Here is a 12,842-nt window from a genome sequence, read left to right as displayed (position 1 = left end):
GCCTGCTGCCAGGCGATCTCACGACTATGAGGCGCAGCCATTTGACCTAGGCGATGGCAAAAAGTGTTATGCGGCGCCGGGATTGTCGGCTTCGTCGTCGTCGTGTTCGTGGTGGAGGAGTTTTTCGGGGTGGTGGTAGGTGTTGGTGCGGGGTTGGCCGCGCTCGAGGTGGGGTGGGGGTTTCCATTCGGTGTCGCCGCGGAAGTTTTTGCGGGTGCTCCAGCCGCCGGGGTCGAGCATGCGGTGATGGGGGCCGCAGGCGAAGGTGAGCTGGTTGATGTCGGTGCTGTGGCAGGTGCTGTAGTCGGTGGTGTGGTGGACTTCGCAGTAGTAACCCGACACGGTGCAGCCCGGGGCGGTGCAGCCGCGGTCCTTGGCGTACAACACGATTCGCTGTCCCGGGGAGGCCAGCCGCTTGGTGTGATAGAGCGCCAGGGCCTTGCCCTTATCGAAAATCGCCAAGTAGTGATGGGCGTGGCGGGCCAGGCGGATCACCTCACTCATCGGCAGGATGGTGCCCCCGCCGGTCAGGGCTCGCCCGGCGGCGGCCTCCAACTCGGCCAGGGTGGTGGTGACGATGATCGAGGCCGGTAACCCGTTGTGCTGACCCAACTCCCCAGAGGCCAACAGCGCGCGCAGCGCCGCCAGCAGGGCGTCATGGCCGCGCTGAGCAGCCGAGCGGGTATCACGATCGATGGCCTCTTGGCTGGGCGTCCCCTCCACGCACGGGGTGTCGTCGAGAGGGTTGCACATGCCCGGCGCACCGAGTTTGGCTTCCACGGCTTCCAGCGTGGCGCGTAGTTCGGGGGTGATCAGGCCCCGCAACTCCGACATGCCGTCGGCTTGTTGGTTGCCTAGGGTCACCCCGCGGCTACGGGCGCGGTCCTCGTCGGTGAAAAGGCCGTCGGGATTGAGGCAATCTTCCAGGACGTGGGCCAGGCCGTCGAGTTCGTCGGGCCGGTGATACGCGGCGTGACCGGCCAGGTCGGCCTCGACCGCTCGCGGGTGGCTGGGTCGATCCAGCCCGGCAGGCGACGAAAGAACCGGCGGATCACCGCCACATGGGCGGCGCCGAGTTCACCGCGGGCCTGGGCGGCGGCGGTGGCCGCCAACACCGGGGGCAAGGGTTCACCGGTCAGGCCGTGGCGCGGGCCCAGATCGGCGGCGTCTTTGACCCGCCGGGCGGCCTCGGTGTGGCTGATCCGCAGCCGGTCGGCGATCGCCTGATCCAGCGGGCCGCCGAGTTCTTCGATGCTGGCTTGGCGGGCCAGGTGATTGATCAACGCATGCTCAGCCACCGGCAGCCGGCGGCGCGCCCTTTCGCAGCGCTCTAACAGCGCCAGGCACTCCCGAGGAGCCAGCGCATCAAAACTCAGCCCCGCCACGCCCTCGATGGCCGCATCGAGCGCGTCGAAGGCCGCGCTGATCGCGTCCCGATCGATGATGCCGCCCGAACTCACACCGTCAAACTATCGAGGCCCACCGACACAAAACCCCACATTGTGACCACAGAAACCACAGTGACACAAGGGAATTCAATATCCGTTTCCGATATTCGAAACCGTGTCGGCGGGAGCCCCCGGGCGGCCCGGGGCGCCGGAGCGCGCGCGGCCCGGGGCGCGGGAGCGCGCACGGCTCGGGGCACCGCCTCGGGCGGCCGAGAGCCGTCCTAGTCGCGCTGGGGCGGACGCGTCGCGTACACCCACGACAAGAACCGCGCCACGGCCTCCGCGGAACGGTGGGCCCGCGGGGAACTGAAGATGTCGAAAGCGTGTTGAGCGTGCGGCAATTCGGCGTAGGCGACCGGTGACTTGGACACCGCGCGCAGCTCCTCGACGAACTCCTGCGCCTCGCCCACCGGGATCAGCGAATCGTCGTGCCCGTGCAGGACGAAGAAGGGTGGCGCGTCGGCGCGCATCCGACGGATCGGTGAGGCGTCGACGTAGATGTCGCGGTGGGTGCTGAATTTCCGCTTGACGACGAACTTTTGGAGCAACTCCACGAATTCGCGCCGGCCCTCGCCCTCGGTGGAAAACCAGTCGTAGCGCCCGTACACCGGGACCGCGGCGACCACCGACGTGTCGGCCTCCTCGAAGCCCGGCTGGAACGCCGGGTCGTTGGGTGTCAGCGCCGCCAGCGAACACAGGTGGCCACCGGCCGAACCGCCCGTGATCGCCACGAAATTCGGATCCCCGCCGTAGCGGGAGATGTTCTCCTTCACCCAGGCCAGCGCGCGCTTGACGTCGACGATGTGGTCGGGCCAGGTGTGCCGCGGCGACACCCGGTAGCCGATGGACACGCACACCCAACCGCGCGCGGCCAGGTGGCTCATCAGCGGATAGGCCTGGGGCCGGCGCATTCCGATCACCCACGCGCCGCCGGGCACCTGCACCAGCACCGGCGCCTTGCCGTCGCGCGGTAGATCGTGGCGGCGCCAGATGTCGGCCAGATTGGCGCGGCCGTGCGGCCCGTAGGACACCACGTTCGTCTTCTCGACGTAGCGGCGCCGCGCCACCGTATTCCCCAGTGGCAGGGTGCGACGCCCGCTGCGGGTGGGCTTGGTCTGCGGCAGCTTGTCGAGCGCCTCTTCGTAGTCGTCGCCGAGTTGCTCGCGCAGCCCCGCCTCCAGCACCGGCCCGGGGGTCGTCACGCCGCGGTACTTGATCACCGCCAGGATGGCCCAGGAGGCCGCCGTCAGCGCCAGCGCCACCTTCCCGCGACGTCCCGCGAAGTCGCCGCGGCGCCCGCGCCGCAGCACGTCCAAAAGCGAAGCGGAGAAGTACACGCCCGGCACCTCGGACGCCGGCCACCCGAACCAGAACACCAGCACCGTGCTGTAGCCCTTGCGGGCCAGCGGCCGTAAACCGTTGGCGGCGTTGGCCAATTCCAGCGTGGCGCGCATCAGTGGCCTGGGCCTTCTGATCATCCGGGTGAACCGCATCAGCCGCCGACCCGTGCTCGCAGCTCCGCGCGCACGATCTTGCCCGTGCTGCTGCGGGGGAGTTCATCCAGGACCGCGATCTCGCGCGGCACCTTGTAGTTGGCGAGGTTGTCCCGCACGTGTTGCTTGAGGGCGTCGGGGGTGGCGCCGGCGCCCGGCTCCAGCACCACGAACGCCGCCAGCCGCTGGCCGTATTGTTCGTCGTCCACGCCGATTACCGCCGCCTCGGCCACGTCGGGATGTGCTGCGAGTGCCTTCTCCACCTCGATCGGGTAGACGTTCTCGCCGCCGGACACGATCATCTCGTCGTCGCGGCCGACGACGAACAGCCGGCCCGCGGAATCCAGATACCCGACGTCGCCCGACGACATGAATCCGGCGTGAAAGTCTTTCGTGCTGCCCGAGGTGTAGCCGTCGAACTGGGTGTTGTTGCGCACGTAGATGCTGCCGACCTCGCCGGCGGGCAGCTCGTTGAATTCCGGGTCCAGGATGCGGATTTCGGTTCCACCGGCGGGCCGGCCCGCGGTGTCGGGCGCCGCGCGCAGGTCGGCCGGCGTGGCGGTGGCGATCATGCCCGCCTCGGTGGCGTTGTAGTTGTTGTAGATCACGTCGCCGAACTCGTCCATGAACGCGGTGACGACGTCGGGGCGCATCCGCGAACCGGATGCCGCGGCGAACCGCAGGGACCGGCCGCTGTAGCGGCGCCGCACCTCGGCCGGCAGATCCATGATCCGGTCGAACATCACCGGCACCACCACCAGGCCGGTCGCCTTGTGCCGGTCGATAAGGTCCAGGGTGGCCTCCGGGTCGAATTTGCGCCGGGTGATCACCGGGCAGGCGAACGACGCCGCGAGCAGCAGCTGGGAAAAGCCCCAGGCGTGGAACATCGGCGCCACGATCACGATGGGCTCCTCCGCCCGCCACGGCGTGCGGTCCAGGATCGCCTTCAGCGTTCCGATTCCCGCGTTGCCGCCAGATTGCTTGGCGCCCTTGGGCGTTCCGGTGGTGCCGGAGGTGAGCAGGATCATCTTGCCCTTGCGCCCGGTGCGCTTGGGTTGAGCGCCTGCCCGGGCCGCGATCAGCCCCTCGACCGTGCGCTCATGCTCGGCATCGGTCCACGCCACGATGCGGGTCGCGTCAGGCGTGCCGGTCAGCGCGCGGTCCACCGTCTCGGTGAACTCCTCGTCGTAGATGACGGCGTCGACGCCCTCGCGGGTCACCACGTCGGCCAGCGCCGGCCCGGCGAACGACGTGTTGAGCAGCAGGATGTCCGAGCCGATCCGGTCGGCGGCCACCAACGCCTCGACGAAACCGCGGTGATTGCGGCACATGATCCCGATGACGCGGGGCTGGCCCGACGGCAACCCCTGCAGCGCCGCGGCGAGCGCGTTGCACCGCTCATCGAGTTCGCGCCAGGTCAGGCTGCCCCGCTCGTCGATCAGCCCGGGCCGATCCGGGCAGCGTTGGGCGGCGCTGGCGAACCCGGACGTCATGCCCATGCCTTCGCGGCGCATGGCCGCGGCGATCCGCACGTAGCGATCCGGGCGCATGGGCGCGATCAGTCCGGCGCGGCGCATGGTGCCGATCAGACCAAGGGTCTCGCTCAAAGGGTTTGGCATGACTCAGCCGAGGATCGGGAACCGGCGCTTGGCGGCGAGCTCGGTCAGCGCCTCCTGCATCACCGAGCGCACGTACTCGTCGACCTCGTCGATGTCGGGGTCCTCGCCGAACTTTCCGGCGATGTCGATCGGCTCCAGCACCCGGGTCACGATCTTGGTCGGCAGCGGCAGGTTGGGCGGGATGACCGCACTCAGGCCGAAGGGGAAACCGAACGAGACCGGCAGAATCGCGCTGCGCAGCAACCGTTTGATGCCCAGCCGCTCGGCCAGCCAGGTGCCGCGCGTCAGGTAGAGCTGCGTCTCCTGCCCGCCGATCGACACCGCGGGCACGATCGGGACGCCGGCGTCGATCGCGGTGCGGACGTAGCCCTTGCGTCCGTTGAAGTCGATGACGTTCTCCGACAGCGTGGGCCGGTAGGCGTCGTAGTCGCCGCCGGGGAACACGATCACGACCCCGCCGGACCGCAGCGCGACGGCCGCGTTCTCCCGATTGGCCCGGATGTATCCGGTACGCCGGAAGAAGTCCGCGGTGGGGCCCGTCATGAGGATGTCGTGGCTCAGCGTGTAGACCGGCCGGTCGTAGCCGAGCTTGTCGTAGAAGTGGGCGCTGAAGATCGGGACGTCCATCGGGAACATGCCGCCCGAGTGGTTACCGACCACCAGCGCGCCGCCGGGCGGGAACGAGTCCAGGCCGTGTACCTCCGACCGGAAGTACGTCTTCAAGACCGGGCGCATCACCGCCATCAGGCGCTGGGTCAAGACGGGGTCGAATTTGCCGATGTCCCCGCCATCGGCGTTGTCGCTGTCGGTCACGTTCCTCCCTTGACGCTCGCGCCGGGCCAGGTGCCGAGTCGAGTCCCTCGATGGTAGCGACCAAGGAAGCGCCGCCGTCATGGTGTTTCGGCATTTTCGCCCGCGTAAGCCGTTGAGTCGGCTGCGGTGCCGATACATTCGATGGGCCAGCTGGTTTTCCGACAGGAACGAGGCCGCCCATGGGATTCATGTCACCGGAGCTTCCGGACGTCGACCGCAGCACCTGGCCCACGTTGCCCCGGGCCACCCGGCTGCAAGTCGTGACCCGGCACTGGGCGGAACACGGCTTCGGCACGCCATACGCGGTGTATTTGCTCTACCTGCTCAAGATCGCCCTCTACGTCGCCGCCCCCGCCGCGATCATCTCGCTAACCCCCGGCCTGGGCGGTCTGGGCCGCATCGGCGACTGGTGGACGCAACCCATCGTCTACCAGAAGGTCGTCATCTTCACGCTGCTGTTCGAGGTCACCGGTCTCGGCTGCGGATCCGGGCCGCTGACCGGGCGGTTCATGCCACCAATCGGCGGCATCCTTTACTGGTTGCGACCCAACACAATTCGGCTCCCGGCCTGGCCCGGCAAGGTTCCGTTCACCCGCGGCGACACGCGCACCGCCTTCGACGTCGCGCTGTATGCCATCGTTCTGATCGGCGGGGTGTGGGCGCTGCTGTCGCCCGGTCACGGCGGGCCGGTCACCACCGCGGGCGATGTCGGCCTGATCGACCCCGTGCGGGTCATCCCGACGATCGTGGCGCTGGCCCTGTTGGGTCTACGCGACAAGACGGTCTTCCTGGCCGCCCGCGGCGAACACTATTGGCTGAAGCTGTTCGTGTTCTTCTTCCCGTTCACCGATCAGATCGCGGCCTGCAAGCTCATCATGCTCTGCTTGTGGTGGGGCGCAGCGGTTTCCAAGCTCAACCACCATTTCCCTTACGTGGTGGCGGTGATGACGAGCAACAACGCGCTGCTGCGAAGCCGGGTGTTCACCCCGCTGAAGCACCTGCTCTACCTCGACCACGTCAACGACCTGCGACCGTCGCTGCTGCCCAAGCTGATGGCCCACGTCGGCGGCACCACAGCGGAATTCGTGGTTCCGACGGTGCTGGTCTTCTTCGCCGCCGATCACCCGTGGCGATGGTTTCTGATCGGGTTCATGGTGCTGTTCCATCTCAACATCATTTCCAACCTCCCAATGGGAGTGCCCTTGGAATGGAACGTGTTCTTCATCTTCTCGCTGTTCTATCTGTTCGGGCATTACGGCGCGGTCCGGGCCACCGATCTTCGCTCGCCCGTGCTGCTCGCCCTCGTGATCCTCGCGGTGGTGGTGGTCATCGTGGGAAACATGTTCCCCGAAAAGATTTCGTTCCTTCCGGCAATGCGGTACTACGCCGGCAACTGGGCCACCAGCGTGTGGTGCTTTCGTGCGGGCGCCGAGGAGAAGATCGACGCCGACATCGTGAAGAGCTCCGCGCTCGTCGTCAATCAGCTGGCGAGGCTCTACGACCCGGAAACCGCCGAAATCTTGGCGGACAAGATCGCCGCCTTCCGCGCGATGCACGTGCATGGCCGGGCGCTCAACGGGCTGCTGCCGCGCGCGATCGACGACGAAGCCGACTACAAGATCCGTGAGGGCGAAATCGTTGCCGGGCCGCTCGTCGGGTGGAACTTCGGCGAGGGCCACCTGCACAACGAGCAACTTGTGGAGGCGGTGCAACGCCGCTGCCGCTTCGAGGACGGCGACCTGCGGGTCATCGTCCTGGAGGGTCAGCCCATCCACGTCCAACGGCAGTCGTATCGCATCCTCGACGCCAAGACCGGCCTGATCGAGGCGGGCTACGTCGACGTCAAGGACATGCTGACCCGCCAGCCGTGGCCCGAGCCCGGCGATGACTGCCCCGTCCACGTCATTGATGACGCCCATGGCTAGGTCAGTCGTCGTCGGCGCCGGGCCCAACGGGCTGGCCGCCGCGATCCACCTCGCCCGCCACGGTGTCGACGTGCAGGTGCTGGAGGCCGGCGAGACGGTCGGCGGGGGAGCGCGCTCGGCCGAGCTGACGGTGCCCGGGGTGATCCACGACGTCTGCTCGGCTGCGCATCCGATGGCAGTGGGTTCACCGTTCTGGGAGGAGATCGACCTGCCGAGCTACGGGCTGACCTGGAAGTGGCCGGAGGTCGACTGCGCGCATCCGCTCGACGACGGCACCGCCGGGTTGCTGTACCGGTCGATCGACCGAACCGTGGCCGAAATGGGCGCCGACGGACGGCGGTGGCGGCTCGCGGTGGGCGATCTCGCCGCCGGCTTCGACGAGCTGTGCCAAGACCTGATGCGCCCGGTCCTGCATGTTCCGCACCACCCCATCCGGCTTGCTGCCTTCGGGCCGCGCGCGCTGTTGCCGGCGACCGTGCTGGCCCGCTGGTTTCGCACCGAGCGGGTGCGCGCGCTATACGGTGGCCAGGCCGCGCACGCTTACACCCGGCTCGACCGGCCGCTGACGGCCGCAATGGCGCTGATGTTCATGGCCAGCGGGCACCACTACGGCTGGCCGGTGGCTGCGGGCGGATCGGGTTCGATCATCGCGGCGCTAGCAGCCGTCCTGGCCGAACACGGCGCTGCGATCACCACCGGCGTCACAGTGACCAGCCGCAAAGACATTCCCGACGCCGACATCGTCATGCTCGACCTCACCCCGGCCGCGACGCTGCGGCTCTACGGCGACGCCATGCCCGGCCGCATCAAGCGCTCCTACCGGCGCTACCGCCAGGGGTCCTCGGCCTTCAAGGTCGACTACGCCATCGAGGGCCACATTCCCTGGACCAATCCCGACTGCGGTCACGCCGGCACCGTGCACCTGGGCGGGACATTCGCCGAGATCGCACACAGCGAACGCGAGCGGTCGCAAGGTCGGATGTACCGGCGGCCGTTCATCATCCTTGGGCAGCAGTACCTGGCCGACCCGTCGCGCTCGGCGGGCAATATCAACCCGATCTACGCCTACGCCCACGTGCCGTTCGGCTACACCGGCGATGCCACCGAGATCATCACTGACCAGATCGAGCGCTTCGCGCCCGGATTCCGCGACCGCGTCGTCGCCACCGTCAGCAGGGGCACCGCCGATCTGCAGGCCTACAACCCCAACTTCATCGGCGGCGACATCATCGGCGGCGCCAACGACGGGCTCCAAGTGATCCTGCGGCCCCGCGTCTCCGTCAACCCGTACGCGACCGGTGTGCCGGGGGTATACCTGTGCTCGCAGTCCACCCCGCCCGGGGCCGGCATCCACGGACTGTGCGGCTACCACGCCGCCGAGGCGGCGCTGGGCTGGCTGCGCAAACGCCGCGGCGATTGACGGCGGAGCCCTCTCGACGAGATCGGCGTTCATACCGTGCCGCCGCCGTGTTATCGCGTTGTGCCGCCCAGCGGCACGTCGGCTCTCCACGGCTTGCCTACGCCGCCGTCTGAATCCCAGATCGATTGCCGGGCCATTCCCTTGCGTCTGGCCCTGCGGCGCATGCCCGCGCGGAGTACGTCCTGGACCGTCAACGGGCCATTATGGATCAACGAGATACCAGATCCTGTTGCGGGCGTTACGCGCTCCTCGGCAGAGCTGACGACCGAATGCGTCTCAGTGGCGTGCGTCATGTTCGTGCACCTTCCTGCTCGTGAAAGACAGTTGCTGTTTGGTTGGGGTCCTGCATTGCGTGCCGGGCCACCTCGAACGGTGTGCGGCTAGTCCGGATGGCGGATGGTCGCGCGCTTGAGCCGGCGATTGTTCATCGGATCGTGTGTCGACTTCTGGTGTTCAAGCTGCCGGCTCAATTCGCGCTTTGCATCGCACAGGGCACGGGTGATGTCCGGGTTTTCTGCGACTGCTACGAGCAGTGGATGGCCGGGAAGGGTTGTGCGCAACGTGATGCGCTGTTCCTTGCCGCCGCGGTCCTGCAGGGTGACTTCGATGTCCACATCTTTCGGATGCCATCTGCCTAGCTGCGCCTCAAGCGTGGACAACGTCTGTGTGACGTGTGGACGCTCCTTGGCGAGAAAGCCCGCGCCTACGTGAATCACATTCTCGCGGAAAGTGTTTCGCTTTGCGTGGTCAGAGTTCCTCATGGTGGCCCCATTTCGGGTATTAGGTATCGAGGGTGTTGATTTGAGCTGGTCGACGCGTGGCTGGACGAATGTCATGTTGGCCGGCGACCGAAACAGCCAAGCCCAGGGCGGTCACAATGCCGATCGTGAGAACCAAAGTGCGGTGTGCTGCGGCGAACGCATGAACGCCGATGACCAGTTTCCGGACTAGACCTCCAGTAAACGCCCTGTCAGACGGGTTGTCAACGCTGTTGGCCTACGGCGTGGGCCCTGAGGCCCTCATTCGAGGAAGTGAGCTATGCCGGCATTTCGTGGCGCGAGGCCCCGATCGGGCCAGCCCGCTTCGCCCCCTGCGAATTGCGTTGTGGCAGTGCCATTCATGGTGGGCTCCGGCTCGCTGGGGCGGGATAAACCTGCGCTCTGGCCGGCCTTTTCGTCGGCGGCGATTTTCAGTTCACCGACCACGTCTTCGATGCAGGTCGCGACCGATGCGACGTCATCGACGTTATCGGGGCACGCGACGATGCCAACAGCCAGAGTGGAGCTGTAGGACACGGCGGTGATGTTGAGATTCGAGCCCTCAAACAGCGGGGCCAGAGCGTGAATTCCGAGGACATGCGCCCCGGCGCAATAGATTTCGTCGCTGGGGCCCGGAACGTTGGAGGCGATGACATGAGCGACTGGCGAGTGGAACCGCGACAGTTGCAGACCGGTGTACACACCCATCACCCAGCCGATGACGACCGGTGGAACGAGGTCTATGACGTCGGCGAGATTGACGGGCCGCACTGCCCGTCGCCCGTCCTTGATCCTGGATGTCGCATCGTGAATGCTGGCCAACTGCTGTGCCGGGTCGGCCAGATCCACCGGCAATTTGACGACAACAGGCGACCAACTATTGGACGCGTCGCCGTCGACGCCGCGTGTCGAGATCGGCATCATGGTGCGCAGCGGATGACTGGGCACCGTGTCGTGGCTTGCCAACCATCTGCGCAGCGCCGATGTCGTTGCGGTCAAAAAAACATCGTTCACAGTGACATCGAACGCGGCGGCGATGGCGCGCACATCATCCATGGCCACCCCGGCGAACGCAACGGTCCGTCGCGCGGTGAGGGGGGCGTTCAGCAGCGTTCGCGGCGAACTGTCGTCCTCCTCGGAATCCGAACCGTCGGACCGTTGCGGTCCTGCACCCGGGAGGAGTTGGCGTACCGATCTCAACGCGGTTCCTATCGTCGACTTCACCGCGACGGGGCCCAGCCTGACGGCGATCCGAATGCCCACAGCGGTGTTGGCGGCGATCTCGTCGATCACGTCCCACACCCTGGTGGCCGCACCGGGCATCGTGGCCTCGGCCCGCTCTGGCGCCACCGCGAATTCAGCGTCGGCATCGACAGTCATCAGTTCGGGCAACATCGACGTCACTGCGCCCACACCGTCGGTGATGGCGTGGGAGAACTTGATCAACACCACTAGTCTGCCGTCGGCGAGACCCTGCACGACCCAGGCGTCCCACAGCGGGCGGTCGCGGTTCAACGGCTGCCCATGCAACTCGCCGATAAGGGTGGTCAGCTCTCGCATGGTGCCGGGTTCGGCCAGCCGCACACAATGCAGATGGCTTTGGACATCGAATGCGGGGTCCTCGATCCATGACGGCTGGCCCAACCCGAAGGGTTTGGTGAGCAGACGCTGCCGGAAACCCGGGATTGTCGCAGTGCGCTGAGCCAGCAGCTTGCAAATCGCGTCGGCGGTCACTGCGCCGTGCGCCTCGGGGTCGCAAAACAACACGGCCATGACGTGGGTGGGCATCACTGATGTTTCGCCGTGCAGCGTGACACCGTCAAGGCCGGTCAATCGTTTCATCATGCTGTTCCATCCGTATATCCGAGCTGTCAGCTCAAAGCTTGGCTCGCGGCTTTTGCGCCGCGCTCAGCAGCGACGGCCGAAACGCCTCGCCGCAGGGCAATTCGTGATACCCGGCACCGTCTGCCAATTCGTGCCGGCGGCACTTCGGTCAGCCCGCACTGTGCCCATCACCGTACGTCCACACCATCGACACGCGCTGGCGCACAATATCCCTCGCAACATGCCGCCAAGCCATACCGGGATCAGCAGGACGAAATGGATGCGCACCAACGGGAAGGCGTGCGGTCGCTGCGGTGCTGACGCCCAGCCGGACCGTTACTCAGCGCACCTTTTCGGGGATTGAGTTCAACGCAGCCAGGACATGCACGGCGAGTTTGACCGCCGCATCATTGCCCACCTTGGAGTGCGCGCTTATGGTGTCCGTGACGAGTTGGAGACGAATCTCGTAGGGAGTGCGAAACGTTGTGAGCGCTGCCATCGAATTTCCTTTGTAGTCGAGCATGTTCGCTCGCAACCGAGCTGCTCGATATCGATGAGCGTACGCCGATTCGCGGTCGCCGCGTGCGCGACGAGCACGCGGATCTTGGGTACGCCCGATTTGAAAGAACAAGATCTTCCGTTCCAGCACAGCGGCAGGTGGGGACGAAACGCCTAGCTGATCTCGTGCTACTTCCTCGCGCGTTTGCGGGCCGAGCGCCTTGGCGCTGGCACGGTGGCGGCCAGACCGATGAACAACACATCCAGAGCGCGGTCGAGTTCGGCTGCACCGTCGTAGTCGCCGAGCGCTGGGGCCAGCGCGCGCACCTGAGGGAACTCGGTGATCGCCAGTCGGTGCAACCCGAGGCGCAGCACATCATCGGACTCCTCGGGCCGCTCGACGACCTCCTGCAGCTCGGTGAGGATGTGGCCATATAGATAGCCGAAGAGCACCCGGTAAATATGTAGCGCGTCGACTCCGCTGAAGCCCACCGAAGTGAGCAGCGCGACGACGTCCTCCAGTGGCCGTAGCATGCCCGGGGGTCGCTGCCCCAGCGGCGTGGCTAGTGGCCGAGTCACCAATAGCGGCACCACATTCGGGTGCTCGAGGGCCAGTCGGCGAAAGTCATGCGCCACCGCGCGCAGCTGCTCGGCCCAGTCCGGGTCTGCCGTGTCCACCCGCAATTTGCCCAGCACAATCTCGGCGATGCCGTCGAGCAGCGCCGCCTTGTTCGGCACATGCCGATAAATCACCGTCGGGTCGCGACCCACCGCCTCACTCAGACGCCGCATCGACAATCCATCCACACCGTCACGGTCGACCAATCGCAAGGCGCACTGCAATACCACCGACCGGCTGACCATGCCGTGTTCTGGGCGGTTGGCGGCGGACGCGTCAAGTCCATCGCCGGCAGCTGTGGTTCGCTTCGGCACCGTGGACGTCCCTTCCTCCATGTGTTCTACGCGATTGCGGCGGCCCATCCTAACGCCGCTGGCCAACGTTGTTGACACCCGGCGTGGGGAGCGAGCGGGTGCAGGAGTCCG

Annotated in this window: 9 protein-coding genes and 1 pseudogene; 2 read left to right on the top strand and 8 right to left on the bottom strand. The window is 66.7% G+C overall.

What is annotated here, in order from left to right; all coding sequences use genetic code 11:
• Window positions 1–66: 66 nt before the first annotated feature.
• From OCQ_RS16105 to OCQ_RS16090, 4 genes and pseudogenes are all read right to left on the bottom strand, one after another.
• Window positions 67–1,460 (bottom strand): annotated as a pseudogene (locus OCQ_RS16105) (HNH endonuclease signature motif containing protein).
• 209 nt (window positions 1,461–1,669) lie between these two features.
• Entirely contained in the window at window positions 1,670–2,941 is a 1,272-nt protein-coding gene (locus OCQ_RS16100) for an alpha/beta hydrolase (protein ID WP_014385255.1), read from the bottom strand.
• Window positions 2,941–4,560 (bottom strand): acyl-CoA ligase FadD12, encoded by a 1,620-nt coding sequence (fadD12, locus tag OCQ_RS16095; RefSeq protein WP_041785089.1) that lies wholly within the window; start codon window positions 4,558–4,560, stop codon window positions 2,941–2,943. Before fadD12 ends, OCQ_RS16100 begins: the two co-directional genes overlap by 1 nt.
• 3 nt (window positions 4,561–4,563) lie before the next feature.
• Window positions 4,564–5,373: a lysophospholipid acyltransferase family protein gene (locus OCQ_RS16090; protein WP_014380467.1), complete on the bottom strand. Its 810-nt coding sequence runs from the start codon at window positions 5,371–5,373 to the stop codon at window positions 4,564–4,566.
• A gap of 179 nt (window positions 5,374–5,552) precedes the next feature.
• On the opposite strand from OCQ_RS16090, the gene OCQ_RS16085 reads away from it, so the two are divergent.
• Both OCQ_RS16085 and OCQ_RS16080 read left to right on the top strand, forming a co-directional pair.
• Window positions 5,553–7,298, top strand: a complete 1,746-nt coding sequence (locus OCQ_RS16085; protein WP_014385253.1) for a DUF3556 domain-containing protein — start codon at window positions 5,553–5,555, stop codon at window positions 7,296–7,298.
• Window positions 7,291–8,718: a phytoene desaturase family protein gene (locus OCQ_RS16080; protein WP_014385252.1), complete on the top strand. Its 1,428-nt coding sequence runs from the start codon at window positions 7,291–7,293 to the stop codon at window positions 8,716–8,718. The genes OCQ_RS16085 and OCQ_RS16080 overlap by 8 nt, the downstream gene beginning before the upstream one ends.
• A gap of 380 nt (window positions 8,719–9,098) precedes the next feature.
• On the opposite strand, the gene OCQ_RS27115 is transcribed toward OCQ_RS16080, so the two are convergent.
• The 4 genes from OCQ_RS27115 to OCQ_RS16060 all read right to left on the bottom strand — a co-directional run bounded on the left by OCQ_RS27115 (window position 9,099) and on the right by OCQ_RS16060 (window position 12,779).
• Complete coding sequence (locus tag OCQ_RS27115; RefSeq protein ID WP_225332077.1) at window positions 9,099–9,479, bottom strand: HPF/RaiA family ribosome-associated protein; 381 nt, start codon at window positions 9,477–9,479, stop codon at window positions 9,099–9,101.
• 258 nt (window positions 9,480–9,737) lie between these two features.
• Window positions 9,738–11,264, bottom strand: coding sequence for a wax ester/triacylglycerol synthase family O-acyltransferase (locus OCQ_RS16070; protein WP_232065611.1), 1,527 nt, complete (start codon window positions 11,262–11,264; stop codon window positions 9,738–9,740).
• Between the two features lie 376 nt (window positions 11,265–11,640).
• Window positions 11,641–11,823, bottom strand: coding sequence for a DUF6307 family protein (locus OCQ_RS16065; RefSeq protein WP_009951901.1), 183 nt, complete (start codon window positions 11,821–11,823; stop codon window positions 11,641–11,643).
• 164 nt (window positions 11,824–11,987) lie between these two features.
• Complete coding sequence (locus OCQ_RS16060; protein ID WP_014380463.1) at window positions 11,988–12,779, bottom strand: TetR/AcrR family transcriptional regulator; 792 nt, start codon at window positions 12,777–12,779, stop codon at window positions 11,988–11,990.
• Window positions 12,780–12,842 lie beyond the last annotated feature (63 nt).

This window comes from Mycobacterium paraintracellulare, assembly GCF_000276825.1.
Taxonomy (GTDB): domain Bacteria; phylum Actinomycetota; class Actinomycetes; order Mycobacteriales; family Mycobacteriaceae; genus Mycobacterium; species Mycobacterium intracellulare.
The sequence above is the reverse complement of the archived record's forward strand: the minus strand, read 5'-3'. Positions and strand labels throughout refer to the sequence as shown.

Bases quoted from the DNA above. Each gene is read 5' to 3' on its own strand.
- OCQ_RS16100 (WP_014385255.1), bottom strand. From the start codon at position 2,941: ATGCGGTTCACCCGGATGATCAGAAGGCCCAGGCCACTGATGCGCGCC.
- fadD12 (WP_041785089.1), bottom strand. From the start codon at position 4,560: ATGCCAAACCCTTTGAGCGAGACCCTTGGTCTGATCGGCACCATGCGC.
- OCQ_RS16085 (WP_014385253.1), top strand. From the start codon at position 5,553: ATGGGATTCATGTCACCGGAGCTTCCGGACGTCGACCGCAGCACCTGG.
- OCQ_RS16080 (WP_014385252.1), top strand. From the start codon at position 7,291: ATGGCTAGGTCAGTCGTCGTCGGCGCCGGGCCCAACGGGCTGGCCGCC.
- OCQ_RS27115 (WP_225332077.1), bottom strand. From the start codon at position 9,479: ATGAGGAACTCTGACCACGCAAAGCGAAACACTTTCCGCGAGAATGTG.
- OCQ_RS16070 (WP_232065611.1), bottom strand. From the start codon at position 11,264: ATGCCCACCCACGTCATGGCCGTGTTGTTTTGCGACCCCGAGGCGCAC.
- OCQ_RS16065 (WP_009951901.1), bottom strand. From the start codon at position 11,823: ATGCTCGACTACAAAGGAAATTCGATGGCAGCGCTCACAACGTTTCGC.
- OCQ_RS16060 (WP_014380463.1), bottom strand. From the start codon at position 12,779: ATGGGCCGCCGCAATCGCGTAGAACACATGGAGGAAGGGACGTCCACG.